Origin of the sequence: Pseudarthrobacter sp. Y6 (assembly GCF_050156205.1) — a bacterium.
Taxonomy (GTDB): domain Bacteria; phylum Actinomycetota; class Actinomycetes; order Actinomycetales; family Micrococcaceae; genus Arthrobacter.
The window spans coordinates 3,089,409-3,113,556 of the sequence record NZ_CP189574.1 but is presented as its reverse complement, the minus strand read 5'-3'; the positions used below and the strand labels follow the sequence as shown (position 1 = coordinate 3,113,556).

General features: G+C 65.9%; 9 protein-coding genes. All 9 read left to right on the top strand.

What is annotated here, in order from left to right:
• Positions 1 to 78 precede the first annotated feature (78 nt).
• The 9 genes from ACQCSW_RS14905 (at position 79) to ACQCSW_RS14865 (ending at position 24,096) form a co-directional block, all read left to right on the top strand.
• A complete protein-coding gene (locus tag ACQCSW_RS14905) occupies positions 79 to 6,282 on the top strand; it encodes an Ig-like domain-containing protein (protein WP_426987080.1) in 6,204 nt (2,067 codons plus the stop codon).
• 465 nt (positions 6,283 to 6,747) lie between these two features.
• Positions 6,748 to 12,864, top strand: coding sequence for an Ig-like domain-containing protein (locus ACQCSW_RS14900; RefSeq protein WP_426987078.1), 6,117 nt, complete (start codon positions 6,748 to 6,750; stop codon positions 12,862 to 12,864).
• Positions 12,865 to 12,937: 73 nt separating this feature from the next.
• Positions 12,938 to 13,909: an AAA family ATPase gene (locus tag ACQCSW_RS14895; protein ID WP_426987076.1), complete on the top strand. Its 972-nt coding sequence runs from the start codon at positions 12,938 to 12,940 to the stop codon at positions 13,907 to 13,909.
• Positions 13,910 to 13,962: 53 nt separating this feature from the next.
• Positions 13,963 to 15,294: a DUF58 domain-containing protein gene (locus tag ACQCSW_RS14890; protein WP_426987074.1), complete on the top strand. Its 1,332-nt coding sequence runs from the start codon at positions 13,963 to 13,965 to the stop codon at positions 15,292 to 15,294.
• On the top strand, positions 15,291 to 17,915 hold the full coding sequence (locus ACQCSW_RS14885; protein ID WP_426987072.1) for a transglutaminaseTgpA domain-containing protein: 2,625 nt from the start codon (positions 15,291 to 15,293) through the stop codon (positions 17,913 to 17,915). Before ACQCSW_RS14890 ends, ACQCSW_RS14885 begins: the two co-directional genes overlap by 4 nt.
• 218 nt (positions 17,916 to 18,133) lie before the next feature.
• Positions 18,134 to 19,543: an RDD family protein gene (locus tag ACQCSW_RS14880; protein WP_426987070.1), complete on the top strand. Its 1,410-nt coding sequence runs from the start codon at positions 18,134 to 18,136 to the stop codon at positions 19,541 to 19,543.
• The gene (locus tag ACQCSW_RS14875) at positions 19,540 to 20,442 is read left to right on the top strand and encodes a PP2C family protein-serine/threonine phosphatase (RefSeq protein WP_426987068.1); all 903 of its coding nucleotides are present in this window, start codon (positions 19,540 to 19,542) and stop codon (positions 20,440 to 20,442) included. Before ACQCSW_RS14880 ends, ACQCSW_RS14875 begins: the two co-directional genes overlap by 4 nt.
• A 1-nt stretch (position 20,443) precedes the next feature.
• Positions 20,444 to 22,207 carry an FHA domain-containing protein gene (locus ACQCSW_RS14870; protein WP_426987066.1) on the top strand — a complete coding sequence of 588 codons (1,764 nt, stop codon included), beginning with the start codon at positions 20,444 to 20,446 and terminating at the stop codon, positions 22,205 to 22,207.
• Positions 22,204 to 24,096 (top strand): protein kinase domain-containing protein, encoded by a 1,893-nt coding sequence (locus tag ACQCSW_RS14865; RefSeq protein ID WP_426987064.1) that lies wholly within the window; start codon positions 22,204 to 22,206, stop codon positions 24,094 to 24,096. Before ACQCSW_RS14870 ends, ACQCSW_RS14865 begins: the two co-directional genes overlap by 4 nt.
• Positions 24,097 to 24,148 lie beyond the last annotated feature (52 nt).

Below are 24,148 nucleotides of genomic sequence, written 5' to 3'. Positions count from 1 at the left end.
CCGCTATAATCGGTTGTGCCCGGCTGCAGCGGACCGTACATCGGCCCGGCCGGAGTCTTATCTGGGGAGATACCGGTCATGAAACTTCGCCGAACGGCGCGTGCTGCAAATCCGCGTGTCACAACTGCGCGGACAGGAAACAGTGCGGGCTGGACCACGCGCCGCGGAATCCTGCGCTCCCGCGGCATTGCGGGAACGGCTCTTGCCGCTGCCGCGGTTGTCCTGGTTGCCGGTGCGATCATCTATCCGGGGTTTAAGACCACCGAGGTGGAGTTGAACGACGGCGGGGTGTGGGTGGTCTCGAAGTCGAACAATGCGGTGGGCCGGCTGAATTATCCGTCGCGGGTTTTGGATGGTGCGGTGACGCCGGCGAGTACTACTTTCGATATTCTCCAGAATGCCGGGGATGTGTTTGTGGATGATGAGGCGGGTTCGACGTTGAACCAGGTTTCGCCTGCGAACATGCGCCTGGGCGGGGACAAGCAGTTGCCGGGGTCGGCGGAAGTGAGCTTCGGTGGCAGCGTGATCTCGGTGACGGACTCGGCCAAGGGCAAAGTTTGGGCGCTTTCACCCTCCACGGTGAACGGTTTCGACGAGGAGTCCACCGAGCCCGTGCTGGCTGCTTCGCAGGGCACGGTGTCCGCGGTTGGGGCCGATGACCGGATCTACAGTGCCGACCCTAAGACGGGCATTGTCACTGTCACCGCGGTCAACGCGGACGGTGAGCCAACGTCCACTGATGCCAGTACGTGGGGTGATTTGAAGGGTGCCGGTGATCTGCAGATCACGGTGGTGGGGGATAAGCCGGTGGTGTTGGATGCGGCTGCGGGGAAGTTGTTCCTGCCGGGCGGTAAGCGCCTGCAGTTGGAGAACGCACGGGATGCGAGGTTGCAGCAGGGCGGCCCGGCGAGTGATTTTGTGGCGGTTTCGACGCAGAAGGCGTTGCTGAAGCAGCCGCTGGACGGGTCGACGGCGAAGACGGTCACCTTTGATGGTGAGGGGGTGCCGGCGGCTCCGGTGCAGTTGGCCGGGTGTGTGCATGCGGCCTGGTCCGGGGCGAATAAGTATGTCCGGGACTGTGCCAATGATGCTGATGACAAGAATGTGGACGTGCCCAAGGCGAGTGCATCGCCGTCGTACGTTTTCCGGGTGAACCGGGACCTGGTGGTCCTGAACGATGTGAACTCCGGGAATGTGTGGCTGGTGAACCAGAACATGCAGCTCGTGAACAACTGGGAAGACGTCATCCCGCCGAAGGAAACCTCCGACGATGCGGACAAGGACTCCGCCGACGAAGTCCAGCAGACCGTGTTGCCGGACCGCACCAAACCCAACAGCGCACCCGTGGCCAAGCCTGACACGTTCGGGATACGGGCGGGACGGACCGCCCTCCTCCCCGTCCTGGACAACGACACCGACCCCGACGGCGACATCCTTACTGTCCGCGCGCCCGATCCGATCCAGTCCGGTCTCCTCGCCCCTATCTACGGCTCCACCGGCTTCCAGGTCAGCGTCCCAGCCGACAAAACCGGCTCCGAAACCTTCAAATACACGGTCGACGACGGCCGCGGCCTCACGGCCTCCTCCGACATCACCCTTAACATCATCCCGCCGGGCGAGAACTCCGCCCCGCGGCAGAAGCCGAACCGCAACACCACCCTCGTGGTTCAGGCGGGCAAAATCGTCAGCCAGAACATCCTCACCGACTGGGCGGACCCCGACGGCGACGACCTCTACGTGGTCGGCGCCAGCGGGACTGACCCCCGTGACCAGGTCAAGGTCCGGCCCGACGGGCTGCTCACTTTCCAGGACGCCGGCACGGAACCCGGCCGCAAAATGGTCACCGTGACGGTCTCCGACGGCCAGTCGACCGCCGAAGGAAAAGTCACCGTGGATGTCCGCGCTCCGGGTGCGCTGCCCCCGATCGCCAACGCGGACCACGTCGTCGCCGTTGCCGGTGTGGACACCGTGATCACACCGCTGAAGAACGATTCGGACCCCCAGGGCGGGGCCCTCCGCCTCGCCCAGATCACGCCCGACGGCAACTCCACCGCCACCATGGGGGCGGACCAGCAGACCTTCACCTTCAACTCCACAGCCGAAGGCGCCCACTATGTGTCCTACCTCGTGACGAACGGTCCGGCCAGCGCCCAGCAGCTGGTCCGCGTGGACGTGGTTTCCGGCGACGGCGACGGCGCCCCCGTTGCTGTGCGGGACACGGCCCTGCTGCCGAGCGGCGGCAGCGTTCTGGTCGACGTCCTGGGCAACGACTCGGACCCTTCCGGCGGCGTCCTGGTGGTCCAGTCCGTCACCGCGGCTGACGGCCTGCCGGTCACTGTTTCGGTGCTGGACCACTCCGTAGTCCGGATCACCGACATCCGGGCCGAGGGCCAGCTCAACGTCAAATACACGATTTCCAACGGCAAGTCCTCGGCCAGCGGCGACATCGCCGTGCTGGTGGTCCCGGCTCCGGCCAAGCTACAGGCACCCCAGGCAAAACCGGACGAGGTCTCGGTCCGGGTCGGCGACGTGGTCACCATACCCGTCCTTGAGAACGACACCGACCCCAACGGTGGCAAGCTCACCCTGGAGCCGGAGCTGCCGCAGAAGCCCGACGACGCCGACGGCCGCATCTTCCGCGCGGGCAACACGCTGCGCTTTATTGCCGGGGACCTGCCCAAGACGGCCTATGCGATCTACAAGGTCACCAACGATTCCGGACAGTCGGACTCTCAGCAGGTCACCATCCGCATCCGCGCCCGCGATGACGAACGGAACACCCGCCCCGAGCCGAAAAACCTCACCGCCCGGGTGGTCTCCGGCATGGTGGTGCGGATTCCCGTGCCTTTGGACGGCATCGACTCCGACGGCGACTCCGTGCAGCTGATCGGAGTGGACAAGGCCCCCGCGATGGGAACAGCCGTCATCAGGGACGGCTACCTTGAGTTCACCGCGACCGGATCGGCTGCCGGCACGGACACGTTCACCTACCGTGTCCGGGACCGGATCGGCGCCGAGAACACCGGTACGGTCATTGTGGGCATTGCCCCGCCTGAGCCCAATAACCAGAAACCCATCGCCGTCGACGACTCCGTCGATGTCCGGCCTGGTCGCAAGATCGCCGTAGACGCCCTCAGCAACGACTCAGACCCGGACGGGGACCCGATCGGGCTTGTCGCCAACGCGTTTGAAGCCCGCCCTGAACTCAGCGTCGAAACCGCTGACGGTGGCCGGGTGTTGCTCACCGCGCCGGGCGCCGCCGGCAACGAGAGCGTGGGCTACAAGATCCAGGACGACAAGAAAGCCCAGGGCAGTGCCGTGATCCGCGTCCGGGTCAGCCCGGACGCCACCCTCAAAGCCCCGATCGCCAAGGACGATGTCATCACGCCAGCCGAGACGCTGGGCAAATCCGCCGTGGACGCTCCGGTCCTGAAAAACGACTCCGACCCCGACGGAGTGGCCTCGGAACTCAAGGTCAGCCTCCCTGACGGAAACCCGAACGCCGGCGTCGGCAGTGACGGCAACGTGGTGGTCAACCTTGCACCAGCGGACCAGCTGGTCCCGTACACGGTCACCGACGTCGACGGCCAGACCGCCACCGCGGTCATCTGGGTCCCCGGGCAAGGTGAGGAGCACCCCACCCTGGCCCGCACCGACGTTGTGGAAGTGATGGCCGGCAAGGAAGTCACGCTGGACCTCAACGAGTACGTCCGCGTGCGGGAAGGCCGCACGCCGCAGATCACTCAGGCGGACAAAGTCCAGGTACAGGGTGCCGACCCCCAAAACGTCATCGGCGGCAACGCCAGGACACTGCGCTACGCGTCGCTCAAGGATTACGTTGGCCCCGGCTCCGTCACCTTCGAAGTGACAGACGGGTCCGGTCCGGAAGACCCCCAGGGCCTGAAGTCCACACTGACCGTCATGACCAGGGTCATTCCGGACCCGAACGCCAACCACGAGCCCACCTTTAGCGGAAGCGACCTGGAAGTGCCGAAGGCTGAAACAGCGAGCCTGGAGCTGGGCAACCTTGCCAGGGACGTGGATTCCGGCGATCAGGAAAAACTCAAATTCGAGTTCGACGGGTCCCTGCCGGAGGGCTTCAAGGCAACGATTGAGGGGCAGACGCTCGCCGTGAGCTCCGAGCCGGGCATGGCCGCCGGCCGAAAGGGAACCATCCCCTTGAAAGTGACGGACGGGCGGTCCGGACCGGTCAAAGCCTCGGTGACGGCTACCGTGGTCGCCTCCAACCGGCCGCTCCCCACCGCCAATGAGGACGTCCTCGAGAAGGCCAACGCCGGCCGGACCGAGACCATAAATGTCCTGGCCAACGACTTCAATCCGTTCAGTGACACCCCGCTGAAGATCGCCTCCGTCGCCGTGGAAACCGGATCCGCCGCAGGGCAACCGCTCATTAGCGGGGACTCCATCACGGTGACGCCCGCGGACGGATCCAAGGGCGTGATGGTGCTGCGCTACACGGTCTCGGACAAGACCGATGATCCATCCCGCCAGGTGAACGGCCGGGTCCGCGTCACGGTCCGGGACAAACCGGATGCCCCCTCGGCCCCCACTGCCACGGACGTGCGCAGCCGGACGGCTGTGCTCAAGTGGGCTCCGCCGTCGGACAACGGTGCCACCATCACCGGCTACACCGTCAAGTCCAACACCGGCTTCGAACAAAAATGCGCCACCACCACGTGCACGCTGGCCGGGCTGACCAACGATGTGAAGTATGTCTTCACCGTGATCGCCACCAACGAGGTGGGTGACTCCCAGGCGTCAGCGCAGTCGAATGAAATCCGGCCGGACGAAAAGCCTTCTCCACCGGAAGCACCCACCGTGAAAGCGGGGGACAAGAACATGGTGATCGACTGGTTGCCGGCCAAAACTGAGGGCTCTGCCGTCAAGAGCTACAACCTCGAGATCTCCCCGCCGCCGGCCAGCGGAATCGCCGTGAAGAACGGTGTCACCGGACTTACCTACAGCTGGCCCGGCCTGGCGAACGGCGTCCGCTACAAGGTGCGTGCCCAGGCTCTCAACGAGCTCGGCCCGTCCGACTGGAGCATCTATTCCTCCGAAGACAACCCCGCCGGAGTGCCCGCTGCACCGGCGGCACCGACCTCCGCCGTGGCCTCAGCCGTGGGAACCACCAACCAGCTGCGCGTGAACTGGACGGAACCCAATACCAACGGTGACGCTATCAAGAACTACTACGTCACCATGAGTGGCGGTGGCGGCGGCGCACCGCAGACCCAGACCATCGCCGGTACGGTGCGCACGGCCAACTTCACGGCGAACAACTCAGAAGCCGAGTACACGTTCACCGTCCAGGCCGAAAACAAGGCAGGAAAGGGTGCCGTCAGTCCGGCCTCGGCACCCCGGCGCGCCACCGGCAAACTCGGCCAGGTCTCGGGGGTCACAGTCGCTGCCGCGGACACCGGAGGAGCGGGACGAAAGGTGACCATCAATTTCAAGGAACTGACAGCGGCCGAACGTAACGGCTCCTCCGTGAATGAGGTCAGCTATAGCTACAACGCCAGCACGGGCGAGACTGGTTCGATCACCCGCGGCCAGACCGTGGGTGGCTTCACCAACGGGACACAGATCACCATCACGGTGATCGCGCACTCCACGGCGGCGCCGAGCTCCAACGCCAGCGCTGGAGCCTCCACCACTCCCTACGGGTCGCCGGGTACGCCCTCCGCCTCAGGGCAGAACGGTGCCATGAACCAGAAGTCGCTGACCCTGAACTGGTCCTCCCCGTCCACTACAACTAATGATGTAGTTTCCACGAGGATCAGCATCGACGGCGGCGGCTGGGAGAACGTGGCCCCGTCCGGCAGCAGGGTGATCAACACCGGCGGATTCAGCGAGACCCATCGGATCGACGTCAAGACTGTCAACTCGCTGGGGACAGAGAGCGGCATCGCTTCGGCGTCCGCCTCCTCGGGAACGCAAGGCGAATGGATCACCACTGTCGTGAAGGGCACTGATTTGGTGCGCACGTGCACGTTCGAATACGGCAAGGCCAGCTACCGGCCGGCGCCCTACTTCGACTGCCAGGGCATCAACAACGGCGATACCCCGCCGTGGTACTACGTCAACAGCGGCGAGCGGATCGTGGTCCGCTGCTACGTGATGATGAACGACCACTGGACCGACAGGCCGGATCAGCCGTTCTACCGCATTGAACCCGGATCCAACCGGAACGTCGGGTTCTATATGGTCGCGGGCCACGCTCAGCTCGGACAACCGTACGCCCATGGAATCCCGCAGTGCTGATGACGGGCGAACGCCCAGTGGAGGAATAGTAATGCCGTGACAAATGTGCTGGGGAAGTTCGGTCTCAAGAAGCGGCACAACAAAATCGTTACGTGTTCGGCTTTTGCTGCTGCCGCGGTTGTCCTGGTGACCGGTGCGATCATCTATCCGTTCGGGATCGTCCCGGAACGTCGGACGTTACATCATTGCGTCGCACACGAAACTTGGACAGCCCGGGAGCCATGGAATACCTCATTGCTGAGCGTCAGGGACGTGTTTGTCCCTGACCGGCGGATTTATCCAGTTGTTGGCGTATCGCGCTATAGTCGAGCATGGCGGGCGCCATGTCGCGCAGGACTAGGGGGAGCGCTCCCCATCGCGGCTGCTGCCATGCTTCGGTAGGCTGACGCGGGGAACAGAGAGCCCCGTATCGGGTCTTTGGAGGGGCTGCCGTGGGGGCTGCCGGACAATTGAGGGAATATCGCTGTGACATCACTGCTGGGGAAGTTCGGTCTCAAGAAGCGCCACAACAAGATCGTCACCGGATCGGCCTTTGCCGCGGCCGGTGCCGTGTTGGTTGCCGGGGCGATCATCTATCCGGGGTTCAAGACCACTGAGGTGGAGTTGAACGACGGCGGCGTGTGGGTAGTCAGCAAATCCAAGAATGCCGTGGGGCGGCTGAATTATCCGTCGCGGGTTTTGGATGGTGCGGTCACGCCGGCGAGTACCACCTTCGATATTCTCCAGAATGCCGGGGATGTGTTTGTGGATGATGAGGCGGGTTCGACGTTGAACCAGGTTTCTCCTGCGAATATGCGTCTGGGTGGGGATAAGAAGTTGCCGGGTTCGGCGGATGTGAGTTTCGGTGCCAGCGTGATCTCGGTGACGGATGCGGGGATGGGCAAGGTTTGGGCGCTTTCGCCGTCCAGCGTTAACGGTTTCGATGAGGAGTCCTCGGAGCCGGTGCTGACTGCTTCGCAGGGTACGGTGTCGGCGGTGGGGACCGATGACCGGATCTACAGTGCCGACCCTAAGACGGGCATTGTCACTGTCACCGCGGTCAACGCGGACGGTGAGCCAACGTCCACTGATGCCAGTACGTGGGGTGATTTGAAGGGTGCCGGTGATCTGCAGATCACGGTGGTGGGGGATAAGCCGGTGGTGTTGGATGCGGCTGCGGGGAAGTTGTTCCTGCCGGGCGGTAAGCGCCTGCAGTTGGAGAACGCACGGGATGCGAGGTTGCAGCAGGGCGGCCCGGCGAGTGATTTTGTGGCGGTTTCGACGCAGAAGGCGTTGCTGAAGCAGCCGCTGGACGGGTCGACGGCGAAGACGGTCACCTTTGATGGTGAGGGTGTGCCGGCGGCTCCGGTGCAGCTGGCCGGGTGTGTGCACGCGGCGTGGTCCGGGGCGAACAAGTATGTCCGGGACTGTGTCAATGATGCTGATGATAAAAACGTGGATGTGCCTAAGGCGAGTGCGTCGCCGTCGTACGTTTTCCGGGTGAACCGGGACCTGGTGGTCCTGAACGATGTGAACTCCGGGAATGTGTGGCTGGTGAACCAGAACATGCAGCTGGTGAACAACTGGGACGACGTTGTTCCTCCCAAGAACGAATCCGATGAGCAGGACCAGGAATCGGCGGACAACAACACCATCAACGTCCTGCCGGACCGCACTAAACCGAACCGGCCGCCGGAAACAAAACCGGACACCCTGGGCGTTCGCCCGGGGCGGACCACCATCCTCAGCGTCCTGGACAACGATTCGGATCCCGACGGCGACGTCCTGACCGCCGCCGTCGGCGATTCCGGGCCCAAAGCCGGAACGCTGGAAAACATCTACGGCGGTACCGCGTTCCAGATCTCCGTTCCCGCCGACGCCATGCCCGGCGCCGAGACCTTCAGCTACAACGCCGCCGACGGCCGGGGTCTTTCAGCCGGGGGACAGGTCAGCCTCAACGTGGTGGGACCGGATGAAAATAAGGCGCCTGTCTTCAAGCGCGGCGGAGACTCCACCACCATGCTGGTGGAACAGGGCAAAACGGTCAGCCAGAACATCCTCACCGACTGGGTGGATCCCGACGGCGACGACCTGGTCCTGCTCGAAGCCAAGGCAGACAACGACCAGGACCAGGTCAAGGTCCGCCGAGACGGCCTGCTGACGTTCCAGGACTCCGGAGCCACCGCCGGCAAGAAATACGTGGAAGTCACCATCTGGGACGGCAGGGCAACGGTCACCGGAAGAGTTGTAGTGAACGTCCAGCCACCGGGCGCGCTGGCACCGGTGGTCAACGCCGATCATGTGACTGCCGTGGTGGGCCAGGACCTGGTGATCGCACCCCTTAAGAACGACGTCGATCCCAACGGCGGTGCCCTCCGCCTGGCGCAGGTGGAGGCCAATGGTCCTGCCGAACTGGGCCCCGTCACCGACGGCGGTACCTTCACGTTCCGGAGCACCACTCCCGGTCCCGTCTACCTGACCTACATCGCCAGCAACGGCCCGCAGAGCAGCCAGGGCCTGATCCGTGTTGACGTGGAGTCCGGCAAGGACGCCGGTGACCCCGTGGCTGTGCATGACGTTGCGCTTATGCCCACCGGAGGCAGCGTGCTGCTGGACCCGCTGGCGAATGACTCGGATCCGTCGGGCGGCGTGCTGGTGCTGCAGTCCGTGAAACTCCCGGACAACACCACGGCTTCGGTCAGCGTGATTGACCACAGTGTCCTGCGGATCACCGATGTCCTGGGCACGAAGGACCCGTTCCTTTTTGAATACACCATGTCCAACGGCAAGAAGTCAGCCACCGGCAGCGTCTCCGTGGTCCCCGTCCCGGCTCCCGCCGTCGTCGAAGCACCCCAGCCCAAACCGGACGAAGTGAACGTCCGGGTCAACGACGTTGTCACCATCCCGGTGCTGGACAACGACACCCACCCACAAGGCCAGCAGCTGACCGTTGATCCGGTTCTGCCGCAGGGCGTGGACGAACTGGACGGCAAGAGCTTCGTTTCGGAAAACACGCTGCGGTTCATTGCAGGATCCCAGCCCAAGACGGTACGGGCCATCTACAACGCCGTGGACCCGCAGGGGCAGAAGAGCGCCGCCGCGGTCACCATCCACATCCTTCCGCTGGAGGGGGCCGAGAACTCACGGCCGCAGCCGCGGAACCTGACCGCCCGCGTGGTGGCCGCCGGGACGGCGCGCATTCCCGTCCCGCTGGACGGCATCGATCCGGACGGCGACTCCGTGCAGTTGACTGGTATCGACAGCACCCCGGCCATGGGAACCGCCACCGTGGGCAGCAACTTCATCGACTTCACCGCTGCCGGCGACGGCGCCGGAACTGACACGTTCCGCTACAAGGTGGTGGACCGCCAGGGCGCCGTCAATACCGGAACAGTGACGGTGGGCATCGCCCCGCGGGGTGAGACCAACCAGAACCCCACCCCCGTCGATGATGCGATCAAGGTCCGGCCGGGACGGCAGATCGCTGTCGACGCCACGGGCAACGACACTGATCCCGACGGCGACATCATCCGCATCCTCACGGACGGTATCGAGGCAGACGACGCCCTCCAAGCCACCGTCAGCAAGACCAGCGGCCGCATCATCCTGACCGCTCCCGGCGCCGCCGGGACGGTCAACGTCCGGTACTCGATCGCCGACGACCGCGACGCCACCGCCCAAGCCACTATCCGCGTAGTGGTGGACAACGAGGTTCCGCTGAAGGCACCCATTGCCCGCGACGACCGGGTCACCTCGGCCCAGGCGATGGGCAAGACTGCCGTGGACGTGCCCGTCCTCAAGAACGATGAAGACCCCGACGGCGTCGGCGAGAACCTTAAGCTGAGCACCGAGTCCCTCACCGCACGCCCGGGGCCTGACGGCACCATGCTCGTAGACCTGACCGAACAGCCGCAGCTGATCCCGTACGCCGTCGAAGACGTGGACGGCCAGAAGTCCACAGCCATCATCTGGGCGCCGGGGCTGGGGCAGCAGGTTCCCACCCTCGCCAAAGACGAGGTAATTGAGGTCATCGCCGGACAATCCGTGAATGTCGACCTCAAGGAATGGGTCAAGGTCCGGGAAGGACGCTCACCGCGCCTGACGCAGACTGACCGGATCAAGCTCATCGGTTCGGATGGCAGTAATCCGGTTTCCGGTGACGGAACGGCGCTGAAGTACACGGCAGGCGTTGACTATGTAGGCCCGGGCTCGCTGAGCTTTGAGGTTACCGACGGAACCGCCGTCGACGATCCTGCAGGGCTGAAATCCACTCTGAGCATTCGCACGAAGGTGCTGCCTGACCCCAACCGCAACAACCCGCCCACCCTGCTGGGCGCGAACATTGAGGTGCCCAGGGGGGATAGCGCCACCCTGGACCTGCGCAAACTGACCGCCGATCCGGACCGTGACGACCTCGAGAACATGAAGTACGTAGTGGTGGGCGGCATGCCGTCCGGCTTCAATGCAAGCATCGACGGCAAGACCCTGAAGGTCTCGGCCGCTGATTCCAGCGGCACGGGCACGGCAGGCGCGGTCCAGATCAAGGCCAAGGACTCGCGCGGACTAGAGGCAACGGCTACTTACCAGCTGGCCGTCACGGCCTCCAACCGGCCCAAACCAGTGGCGAACGACGACCTGGAGCCCAACGCAGCCGCCGGGAAACCGGTCACCGTGAAGGTCCTGGCCAACGACGCCAACCCCTTCCCCGAGACCGCTTTGAAGATCATTTCCGCATCAACCGAGACGGGCCAGGGAGCCGCAACTGTCTCCGGCGACTCCGTGACGGTCACGCCGTCGTCCGGTTTCACGGGGACCATGGTGGTTGCCTACACCGTGGCGGACAAGACAGGAGACGATTCCCGCAACGCCACGGCGCGAATCCGGCTTACCGTCAAGGACAAGCCTCTCGCACCGACTACCCCGCAAGCCCAAAGCGTTGGCGACAAAACTGCCCTGCTCAACTGGTCTGCCCCGGCAGACCGCGGTGCGCCCATTACCAAGTACACGGTCTACGGCGAATCGGGCTTCAGGCAGGACTGTCCGGCGAACACCTGCACGTTGACCGGGCTGGGCAACAACACGAAGTACCACTTCGAGGTCACCGCTACTAACGAGTTCGGGGAATCTGAACGGTCCCCGGCCTCCGCCGAGGTCCGTCCCGACGTCAAGCCGGACACGCCGTTGGCGCCCACCCTGAAGTTCGGCGACAAGCAGCTTTCCGTGAACTGGGTGGCACCGGCCAGCAAGGGATCACCCGTCAAGACCTACGATCTGGAAATCTCGCCGGCCCCGCCGGGACAGAACGCCCAGATCCAGAACCTGGCAGCGGTGAGCTACGTCTGGAAGGGACTCCAGAACGGCGTCTCCTATAAGGTCCGGGTCCTGGCCCGCAATGATGCCAAGGATCCGTCCGAATGGAGCCCGTATTCGGCCGCGGAAGTACCTGCCGGCGTACCTGCCACCCCTGCTCCGCCCACTGCTGCCGATGCCGGTTCCGTCGGAACCCAAAGCCAGTTGCGGGTCAGCTGGACTGCGCCGAACAACAACGGTGACGCGGTCTCCTCCTACACCCTGACTACCCTGAGGGGCGGGGCAGTGGTGGCCACGCAGCCGGTGCCGGCCGGTACCACCCAGAACGTCACGGTGGACAACTCCGAGTCGAACTACACCTTCACCGTCTCGGCTACCAACAAAGCCGGCACCAGCGGCACCAGCAACCCGTCCGCCCAGATCCGGGCCGCCGGCAAACCCGGCCAGGTCAGCAGCGGTACGGTGGCGGATACCGGTAACAGCGGACAGCTCAAGGTCACGTTCACACCGCTGACCCAAGCCCAGCGCAACGGGTCCACAGACACGGAAATCCAGTACACCTACAACGCCGACGGCAAGTCGGGAAGCATCCCGGCCGGCGGTGGGAACATCAACGGATTGACCAACGGCAGGGACATCGCCGTCACCATCATCGCGACGTCCACCAAGAACAACGCGTCCGGTGACGCCAAGAACATCGGTACCGGGAACCCCTACGGTCCGCCGAATGCGCCCAACGTGAACGGCATGACCTCGGCCAAGGGTGACGGCCAAGTGCACTGGTCCTGGAACAACCCCGCCACCAACGGCCGGCCACTGAACCATTACGAGGTGAGTATGGACGGTGGCGGCTGGCAAAACGTTGGTAAGGCCATCAGCTTCGACGCCGGTGCGGGCGGCTGGAGCAAGAGCCACACCCTGAGTGTCCGTGCGGTAACCGTGGTTGACGGTCCCATCGGTTCCGCCACGTCCACGTCCGGTGCGGACCCCACCCCGCCGGTGACGACGGTCAGGGTCAAGCCGGCCGACAACAACAGCTGCCCGGGCAAACCCACCGTTCCGGACCGCTACAGCGAACCGCCGCCCAATTGCGGGGGTAACGACGCGAACTGGGTGTCCACGTCCGATGGATGGATTCCGAGCGCATGCTGGATGAACATCTACGGCTCCAGCGAATCGTCCAACCCGCCCACCTACTACAAGTGGTACCGCATGGACGGTGGCCCCCACTCGGGCTGGTACGTCAAGCTCGCCACTATCGATATCAGCGGCCCGGACGTACCCCGGTGCTGACACCGTTGACCGGCAACGGTCCCACCCCGTACACCACAACAAGCTCCAGCACCAGAAGAAAAGGATCCACCCCATGACCATGACCACCGAGCAGGCCGAATGGTTTGCAGGCACTTTCGACAAGCTCGTTGCCAACGTGGGACAGGCGGTCCTCGGCAAGGACCACGTCATCCGGCTCACCTTCACCGCGATGCTGGCCGAGGGCCATGTGTTGTTCGAGGACGCCCCCGGCACCGGTAAGACCATGCTGGCCAGGGCGATGGCCGCCACCGTCCAGGGCTCCAACAACCGCATCCAGTTCACCCCCGACCTCCTGCCCTCGGACGTCACGGGCGTGACCATCTACGACCAGAAGACGCAGAAGTTCGAGTTCCACAGGGGACCGATCTTCAACAACATTGTCCTGGCCGATGAGATCAACCGTGCTTCGCCGAAGACGCAGTCGGCACTGCTGGAGGTCATGGAGGAATCCCGGGTCACGGTGGATGGCGTCACCTACGAGGCAGGCCGGCCGTTTATGGTGATGGCCACGCAGAACCCGATCGAGCAGGCCGGTACTTACCGCCTGCCGGAGGCGCAGCTGGACCGCTTCCTGATCAAGACCTCCATCGGCTATCCGGACCATGCCTCCACGGTCCAGCTGCTGGGCGGGGCGAACCTGAAGGACCGCTCCAAGGAGATCTCCGCAGTTATTACCACGCAGGCTGTGGCGGACATGGCTGATCTCGCTGCCACCGTGCACGTGGACACGGCGGTGCTCGAATACATTTCTCGGCTCTGCGAGGAGACCCGCAACGCGCCTGAGACCCGGCTGGGCGTTTCCGTGCGTGGCGCCATCGCCATGGTCCGCGCGGCCAAGGTCTGGGCCGCGGGGCAGGGACGGAACTTCGTCCTGCCCGACGACATCAAGGAACTCGCCGCCGTTGTGTGGACGCACCGGTTTGTCATGGATCCGGAGGCTGAGTTCTCCGGCGCCACCCCCGAGGCCGTCTTGGTCCGCGTGCTGTCCGACATCGCGGCACCGCAGCAGCGCGCCGCCGTCTGACGCTCCGACCGAGTTCCCGACCACCACTGACCAGCGCGAACAAAGGCACATTTATGTCCAGCAGCACTCCGTTGACCCGGCTTGCTGAACGTCTCAGGCAACCCTTCCACCGGGACGGCAGACCCACCAGGCTGCATCCCTCGTCAGTCTGGGCCGAGGCAACCAGCACCGCCGCCCTCGCGCTCACACCCGCGTGGGTGAAGGTCCGCGGCCTGTGGCTGCGCTACGTATGGCCTGTCCTCTCGGTGGTCAGTGTCCTGGGCTGGTCGGTCCTGGCCGCCTCCATCCTGCTGTGGACTGCCGGCCAGGCCTTCGGCTGGCAAGAGGCCAAAGCCTCTGCCATCGCGGCATTTGTCCTTTTCCTGATCGCCATCGGGTTCATCCTGGGCCGGTCCTCCTACGGCGTGATCCTGGACCTTGCCCGGACCCGGGTGGCGGTGGGGGACAGCGCGGTAGGAAGCATCGCCGTCTCCAACACCTCTACCCGCCCCCTGCTGCCCGCCGCCCTGGAACTGCCGGTGGGCAACGCCACCGCCGTCTTCCACCTGCCCCGGATGAAGCCCGCGCAGGTGCACGAGGACCTGTTCACCATTCCAACAGCCCGCCGCGCCGTCATCGTGGTGGGACCTGTCCGCTCCGTCCGGGCCGACCCCCTGCACCTTCTCCGCCGCCAGGTGCTGTGGACGGAGCCGGAGGACCTGTTCGTGCACCCGAAGACAGTGGCGCTGGCCGGTTCCGCGGCGGGATTCATCCGCGACCTGGAGGGCATGCCCACCACGGACCTTTCCAGCGCGGATGTGTCTTTCCACGCGCTGCGCGACTACGTCCCGGGTGATGACCGGCGGCATATCCACTGGAAGACCACCGCGCGGACCAACAAGCTGATGGTGCGCCAGTTCGAGGAAACCCGGCGCGCGCACCTGGCCATCTCGCTGTCCATCAACACCGACGAGTACGCCTCAGAGCAGGAATTCGAAATGGCCATCTCGGCGGCCGCTTCGATCGGCCGGCAGGCCATCCGCGAGCAGCGCGAGCTGGACGTCCTGACGCAAAAGGGACCGCTGCGCTGCGAAACCGGGCGGAACATGCTCGATGACATGACACGGATCGCCGGCGCACCCATGCGCCGGACCGCCGTCGACCTCGCCCGGACACTGGCCGACACCGTTCCCAACGCGTCGGTAGTCTTTTTTGTGGTGGGCAGCAACGTGACACCCGCCCAGCTCCGTTCGGCCGCCGCCTCCGTGCCGCTAGGCGTCAGGAGCCTGGCTGTGCGCCTCCAAATCGGAGCTGCACCCGGCCGCGCCAACATCGCGGACCTGACAGTGCTGACCCTCGGCGACCTCGCTGACCTCGCCATCGTCCTCAGAAAGGCGGCCGCATGAGCTCCGCACCGGGCCTCCGGCCACGCACGCAGCAGCGGCAGCATGAATCATCGTTCGCCGACGGGCAGCCGGTCTGGCATTTTGTGCTCGACGCCGGCGCGCTCACCGTCCTGCTGGGGTTGGGCCTGCTGGGCTTCAGCCTCAGCTTCGGCGGCGACCCTTACTACCTGATCTCGGGCTTCGGCGGAATCCTGCTGGGTCTCGGCATCGCCGTCGCCAACGCGCACCTGCGCCTGGGTCTGCTGATCACCGCAGCCCTCGGCCTGGGCGCGTACCTGGTGTTCGGCACACTCCTCGCAGTCCCGGATGCAGCGATTGCCGGGTTCGTTCCCAGCCTTGACTCACTGCGGACCCTGCTCCTGGGCGTTGTGTTCGCCTGGAAGGACATGCTCACGGTAGGCGTTCCGGTAGGATCAGCCGGCGGCGTCCTGATCGTCCCGTTCCTGAGTTCGCTGCTCACCGCCTTGGTGGCCGGCATCCTCACCTGGCGGCTGAAGAGCCCGTATTGGCCGCTGCTTCCCGTGCTGGTGCTTTTCGTCACGGGCATAGCCTTCAGCACCAACGCTGCTTTCCTCACGGTGGAGCGCGGCATCGGGCTCACCGTCATGGCGATCGCCTGGGCCACCTTCCGCCGCGATGCGCTGCGGCGCAGCGACACCCGCAAAGTGTCAGTCAACCGTCCGCAGACCGATGCCGCCACAGCCCAGCGGGCCAAGCTCCGCCGGCTGGGCACCGCCGCCGCCGTCATCGCCGCGAGCGTCGCCATTACCGCGGTGGCGGCGCCCCTGGTCACCGCCGGCGGTGACCGCAAAGTATTGCGCAACGTGGTGGTCCCGCCGTTTGATCCCAAGGACTACGTCACGCCCCTGGCAAGCTTCCGGACGTTCGTCAAGGACAAGAAGGACGACACCCTGTTTGTGGTCAAAGGACTGCCGCGGGACGGCCGTGTCCGGCTGGGGGCTTTGGATGCCTTCAACGGCACCAACTACAACATGGACCCCAACGGCTCCGGCAGCTTCAGCAAGGTGGGCGACACCAAGTCCATCAATACTCTGGCCGATACCTCGGGCATCGTCCCCTCGAATGACTACTCCATAGACATCACCATCGAGGACTACCAGGGCTACTTCGTCCCGGGAGGCCGGAAGACCACGGGCCTGAGCTTTGACCAGAGCGCCTCCGCCGCGGCGTCGGGCCTGTACTTCAATGCTGGCACCGACACCGCAGTGACCACGCAGGGCCTGTCCAAGGGCGATTCCTACAGCGTCCAGGTGTCCGATCCCGTGAAGCTCGAACACGGCCAGCTGACCCAGTACGACTTCGCGAAGGTTACGCTGCCGGATACCGTCGAGGTACCACCGGTAGTTGGGTCACAGGCCAACGATCTCTCAGCCGATGCGCCCACCGCGATTGACCGGGTCCGCCAGATTGAGGCGCATTTCCAAAAGACGGGTGCCTTCAGCAACGGCCTGGTCGCTGACGGCCAGCTGCCCAGCGTGTCCGGCCACAGTTCATCGCGGATCAGGAACCTGCTGACCGCCAAGCAGATGCTCGGCGATGACGAGCAGTATGCCGTGTCCATGTCGCTGATGCTCCGCCACCTGGGCATCCCGTCACGCGTGGTCATGGGCTTCTACCCCGATCCGACCAGCCCGGAAAACGGCGCAGGCGAGGTAAAGATCACGGGCAAGGACGTCCACGCCTGGGTTGAAGTGGCGTTCGACCGGGTGGGCTGGGTCAGCTTCGACCCCACGCCGCCCAAGGACAATGTCCCCATCCCGCCGGACCCCGAAAACAAGTCCAAACCCAAGCCCCAGGTGCTGCAGCCGCCGCCCCCGCCGCAGGAACCGGCCGACCTGCCGCCGGATTCCTCGCCGGACGCCCTGGACGCCGATGATAAGAAAAACAATCCGTGGCTCTTCTGGGGTGCACTGCTCGGGGCCCTGGGCATTGCCCTGATCCCGCTGTCCATCCTGGCGCTGCCGCTGCTGCTGATCGCGCTCCTGAAATCACGACGCCGGAAGGGCCGCCTCACGGACGGGCACCCGGCCCAGCGTGTGGGAGGCGGCTGGAACGAGGTGGTGAGCCTCGCCACGGACATGGGCGCCGGCATCGACACCCGTGCAACCCGGCGCGAAAGCGCAGTGGTGCTCGCTGATTCGTTCCCGGCGACGGGGCAGACCACCACCATGCTGGCGCACCGTGCGGATGCCTCCATCTTCGGCGCCGGCCAGCCCACCGAGGAGGAGGTACGGGAATACTGGACCATCGTGGACGGCTCGCTGAAGGAGATGACCGGGACTGTAGGGTTCTGGCGCCGCCAGCAGGCCCGCTTCTCGCCCCGGTCGCTGCTGGCTGATGGCCGCAACGCCCTCAAGCTGCGTGGCGCCAAGCTGGCGTTGGGTTCGCTGGTGCGTCCGTCCGGACAGGGTTCCACCGAAGGGCGGCCCGTCTCTGGATGGCGGCCCGCCACCGGTAGGGTGGAGACCGGCCCGGACGCTGCCGGAACTCCGAATCCGGCAGTTCAGGAAAGCGGACCCGGGACGACGGCGGCGGCTTCCGAGCCTGATGAGTCCACCGTTCTGCGGAACCCTGGCAGGAAGAACCCCACTGAATCATGATGAACGAGGCCGAGCGCTGCCAGCGGTGCCAGCAACTGATCCGGGGCGGCGCCACGTTCTGCACGGCATGCGGTACTCCGCTGCCCAACAGGGCCGCACGCAGCGGACGCAACGCGGACCATGCGCAGCGGGCCGTGATGGAGCGTGCGGCGGCGCACGCAGGCCAGAATCCCGGTACTATCCCGGTAGTACAAACGGCTCCAGGGGGAGGAACGGGAATGGCAGCCAATCTTGGGCTTGTTCCGGCCACGGCGGGGAAACGGCTCGGCGCAGCAGTGCTCGACTGGCTGGCCCCCGTCGCGGTCCTGGTGGTGACTTTCGCCATCGGGTTCGCGGGAATCACCCGCACGCAAAGCGGTGGCTTCATCAACTATGACACCGGTTCGCTGGTCCTGTTCGGCGGCATCGGCCTGGGGCTGACGCTGGTCTATCTGGTGGTCCTGCTGGGCATGGAAGGCCGCTCGGGCACGACCATCGGCAACCATGTCATGGGCATCCGGAGCACTGACAAGGATGGTTACGCCCCCGGCGCCGGCGGAGTGTTCCTGCGCGGCCTCATGACTGGCGCGGGCATCATCCTGACTTTCCTGGCCGCCGTGGCCATCGTCATTTTCAAGTGGTTCGATGTGGCCGTCTTCATCCTCGGCCCGCTGCTTTTGATCGGCGCCGTGTGGGCCGTGCTTGTGGTGGTTTCCAACACCTGGGACCGCACTGGCAGGCTCCGCGGCTGGCATGACACCGCGGCTAAAACACTGGTGTTCGACGTCAAGGACGGCCGCAACCCCGTCACCTCCGGCGGCATCCAGGGCCCGTACAGTTTCGCCCCCCTGGACCTGCCGCCTGTCCAGCAGGTCGCCTCACCAGTGGCAGGTGCCGCGAAGGCGCCGCAGGTCGTCAACGCCCAGGCGCCCGTGACTCAGCCACCCGTGCAGCCGTGGCAGCCGGCGGTCCAACAGCCGCCCGCCCAACAGCCAGCAGCCCAGCAGCCAGCGGCTCAGCAGCCTGCGCCGGTGCAACCGTACGCTCCGCAGCCGTACGCGGCTCAACCGTCATCCGCGCCGCCGTCGTTCGCGCCCCAGCCGTACGCGCCGCCGTCGTTCGCGCCCCAGCCGTACGCGGCGCCGTCGTTCGCACCCCAGCCGTACGCGCCGCCGTCGTCCACGCCTTTTCAGGCGCCGCAAGCGCCGCACGCCCCGGCCGCAGCCCCTGCGGTTCCCCCGCCGGCCGCCCAGTCCCATCCCGACGACGACCTCGACCGCACACAGATGCGCGGCGGTGCACCGTATGCGCCGCCCGTCGCGGTACTGCGGATAAAGCTCGACGACGGCCGGGACTTCCAGCTCGACCGCAACGTCCTGTTGGGCAGGAACCCCCTGGGCCAGGCAGGGGAGGAGCAGGCCCAGTTGCTGGCGGTCAGTGATCCCGGCCGCTCGATCTCCAAGACGCACCTCCACCTGCTGACCGACGGTGCCGGCATTTGGGTGACGGACCGGAATTCCACCAACGGCAGCGCCGTCACCACGCCGGACGGCCGGCGCACGCCACTGCAGCCGGCCGTGCCAGCATTTGTCAGCCCGGGATCCACTGTCCACTTTGGTGACCGTTCCTTCCACCTAGGACAGGCATGAACTCCCAGCCCGCCAGTGACCCAGCCGACGCAGACCATGGAACCGGCCTCAGCCTGAGCTACGGCTACGGCACGGACCGTGGGCTGCGCCGGGAATTGAACGAAGATTCCTTCATCGCCTCCGACCCCGTCTTCGCCGTGGCCGACGGGATGGGCGGACATGAAGCCGGCGAGATTGCCAGCGGGATGTGTGTCCGCGCCCTCGCTGCCATGCCACAGCTCGCTACCGGGGAGCGCAGCGTCACGGCGGCGGTACTCCAGCAATACCTGCTCCGCGCCGACAGTTCCATCCGGGAGGTGACCGGTGCCCGCGCCGGGACCACGCTCACAGGTGCCGTTGTGGTGGAACAGATGGGCATGCCGTACTGGCTGGTCATGAACATCGGTGATTCACGCACGTACCGGCTGAGCCAGGGGCACTTCGAGCAGGTCAGCGTGGACCACTCGGAGGTCCAGGAACTCGTGGATGCCGGTGAAATCACGCCTGAGCAGGCCACCGTTCATCCCCGCCGCCACGTGGTCACGAGGGCGCTGGGCACCGGGGACGAGACCGAAGCCGATTACTGGCTCCTGCCCGTTGAAGAAGGCGACCGGATCATGGTCTGCTCGGACGGGCTCAATGCCGAGCTGACGGACGAGCACATGTTCCGGATCCTGAGCACCGTGGGCCACCCGCAGGACGCGGTGGATGCCCTGATCCAGGCCGCGCTCCGCAACGGCGGAAGGGACAACGTCACCGTCATTGTGGTGGACGCCAGGAACGTGATGAACGACGGCGGCATCGCCACCACTGCGCCCCGCCCCGTCGCTGACGCGGCTGAGGAGGTCACACTGCCACGGGCACGGATTGTTGACGCCAGCCGGCCGGCCGGCCAGGACGACGAAAGAGGGGAACGCTGACATGGCCACCGCAACGTATGCCGCGGGCACCTGGCTCGGTGTTGTCCGGGCCAACACTGTGGTCCTCCTGGGGCCCGGGACCCCGCCCGCCCTGGCCCAGTCCCTGTGGGAACTGCTGGAGGATGCTCCGGAAGTCCACGAGGTGCTCCACGCCGTCACCGGCAGCTTCGGCGTTTCCCTGGCGCAGATACCGTCGTTCGGGATATTGGATTCCGGCGACGCGCTCAGGATCTTCCTTCGCGGCGACCTGGACCTGACCGTGCAGCTGCCCGGCGGCCCCGTGGAGCTGAACGGGCGGGACGTCACCACCTGGACGGAGCGCCGCCTGGACACACCCGAGTGGTACCGCCTCACGGTCGCCGTAGACAGCCAGCCAGGGACCGTTTTGCCGCTCAGTGAAGGCGTGGTCCTGCTGGAGTCGCTGACAATGTCGCTCACCGGATTTCCGGTGGACGAGGTAGCGTCCCCTTCTGCCGCGCCCGCTGCGGTCGAGGCACCCACCCCTGTCGGCGCCGTCGTCCTGGTAGTGGACGCTGAACCGGTCCCTGGAACTGAACCGGTCCCTGAAACTGAAGCGGAGCCTGAATCCGAACCGGCGCCGGAAACTGAACCTGACCGAGAGGTCTCCGCGGAAACGGTGATGGGGCTTATGGACGATGACTCCAACTTTGCGGCTGAAGCGCCGGAGCCCCGTACGGACCTGGAGCCCCATACGGACCTGGAGCCCGAGCCGGCGCCGGAGCCCACCGCCCATGCCGATCAGGTCCCAGCCCACGAAATGACCGGCAGCTACGACCACCTCTGGGAAAGGACTGTTGTCCGCCGCATCGAGGACGCAGCTGTCCGCGACGAACCCGAAGAAGATCACATCGCTGCGGCTCCTGTCGACGCGGCTCCGGCACCGGCCGATGCGGCAGAGGCGAACCCTTTGGGGCAGCCGGACGCAGCGGCCGGCCTGGCCCCGGCTTCGCCTGCCCCCGAAGTGGCAGGTCCACCCGCCACAACGCCTGCAGCCGCGGCAGCTGCCCGCATGATCGGCGGACTCATCGACTCGGTCCCGTGGCGGACAGGCGGGAGCGCACCCGCTGCCCAGGCTGCGCCGTCGTCCAATCTGCCGCCTTCGTTCAATCTGCCCCCGTCGTTGAACCAGCCCCCGGCGGACGTGCAGGCAGAAGTGCAGGCAGTCGTGCCGGCAGCGGACCCGGACGCCTTCGACGGCGACCACGACGGCCACACGATCATGAAGAGCGACCTCGCCGGAATGGCCGCGCATCCCGCCCCGGTTCCGGATCCGGATTCCGCCGTAGGCCCCCTGGTGCTGGCCCGCGTCTGCGACCGGGGACACGCCAATCCGCCCACCCACGCGCAGTGCGCTGCCTGCGGCTCGCCGCTGCCCGCCGATGCCGTCCAGGTGGCCCGGCCACGGCTGGGCCGGATGCGGGTCTCGACGGGTGCACTGGTTGACCTTGACCAGTCGCTGGTCATTGGGCGTCAGCCGTCCGTTTCCCGGGTCCAGGGTGGGGTTATGCCGCGGCTGGTCCAGGTAGCCAGCCCCAGCGGCGACATCTCGCGCTCGCACGTCGAAGTGCGGCTGGAAGGCTGGCACGTGATGCTCTGCGATCTCAAGGCCACCAACGGCACGGTCCTGGTCCGCGAGGGCCAGCCGCCCCGCCGCCTGGCCCAGAACGAGATGGCCATCCTGCTCGACGGCGACATCGCGGAATTGGGTGACGACATCTCACTGCGTTTTGAGGAGATTCTTTGAGTTCCAAACGGCCGGTTGCGCCGCCGCCCCACATTCCGGGGTTTACGTACATCAGCCTGCTCGGCTCCGGCGGGTTCTCGGACGTCTATCTCTACGAACAGGACCGGCCGCGCCGGAAAGTGGCGGTCAAGGTCCTTTTGTCGGACCTGAAGACCGAGGGTGCCCGGCGCAGGTTCGAGTCCGAGGCCAACCTGATGGCCCAGCTCTCCTCCCACCCGTACATTGTGACCATCTTCGAGGCCGAGGTGACCGAGGCCGGTCACTCCTACCTGGCCATGGAGTACTGCTCCAGGCCCAGCCTGGACGTCCGGTACCGCCGTCAGCGCTTCAGCGTTGATGAGGTACTGGCCGTCGGCATCCAGGTGGCCTCCGCCGTCGAGACCGCACACCGGGCCGGCATCGCCCACCGGGACATCAAGCCCGCAAACATCCTTGTGACGGACTACAACCGGCCGGCCCTGACGGACTTCGGAATCTCGGGCACCCTGGGCGGCGACGCCGACGAGGACGCCGGGATGTCCATTCCGTGGTCGCCGCCGGAACAGTTCGCGGACGGCCCCGTGGACGGCGTGATGGTGGATGTCTGGGCGCTGGGCGCCACGCTGTACACACTGCTGGCCGGCAGGTCGCCGTTTGTGATGCCCGGGACCGATAATTCCCAGCGCGAACTGATCTCGCGGATCACCAGCGCTGCACTGCCGCGCCTGGGCCGGGCCGACGTTCCGGAGTCACTGGAGCGGGCACTGTCCACGGCAATGGCCAAATCCGCGGCGTCCAGGTACTCCTCAGCCCACGCGTTTGCCCTCGCCCTGCAGCGGATCCAGGCCGAACTGAACCTTTCGGTCACGCCCTTCGAGGTACTCGAAGAGCAGCAACTGGAAGAGAACCACCCGGATGACGGCTTCGAGGAAACCCGCGTCCGCAGTATCGCGGCCATAGATCCGGAGCGGACCGGCAGCGCCCCTACCTTCCCGGCACGCACCCGGCCGCAACGCCCCGGAACCGGTGCGCCGCCGTCGGGCTTTCCAGCTGGCGGATTCCCCCCGGACGCTGCGGCCTCGGCGGGACCCCGGCCGCAGGTTCCGGGCAACCTGTTTGCCGGCCAGCAGGACGGTCAGCGGGACGGCGGCAACCAGGCTGGCGGCAGCCAGGACGGTAACAACCCCGCGGGCGAGTGGGCCCATGCCACGATGCTTCGCGGCAGTGCACCCGCCGCCGAGTACGGCTCGGCGCCGGACGCAACTGTCCAGCGCCCCGGGCTCCTACCTGCGCAGGCCGGCCAGCAAACCAGCCAACAAACCGGCCAACAGGCCGGCCAACAGACCGGACAGCCGGCAGGCCAGCAGGCAGGCCGGCCCGGCGCGCCCGGCCACCGGGCGGCGGGGTCCGAGCCCGAAATCGACGCGACGATCAGCCGTCCCGCCCCGGTCCCTGAAACCGCGCCCGAGGCGGCGCCCGACCACGGCAAGCGCAACGTGTGGCTCGCCGCCGCGGGCGGAACGCTGCTGGTCCTCGCCATCATTGTCGGAATCGTGCTGGCGTCCTCCGCTCCGGCACCGAAGGTCGAAGAGACTGGCCAAGTCAGTAAACCCCCGGCGGATGCCCTCGATAACGGGACAGTTCCCGACGTCGCGGACCTGGCGGGGACTGTGGACGCCACCGGTAAGGCAACCTTCACGTGGACCAATCCGCAGCCGAAGTCGCGTGACGCCTATAAGTGGCGGGTCTACGCGTTGGGCAGCAACGGCGAGTACCAGTCCACTGCCGAGCCGACCGCCCAGGTGGCGTTGAATCCGACGGAACCCACCTGTATCCAGGTGATGATCGTCAGGAGCGACGGCGCGTTCTCACCTTTGGAAGAAGACTCGATCGCCTGCATCCGCAAGTGACGGCAGAGCAGACCGGAACCGGTAGTGAACGCGGGCACCGCCCGACGAGGAG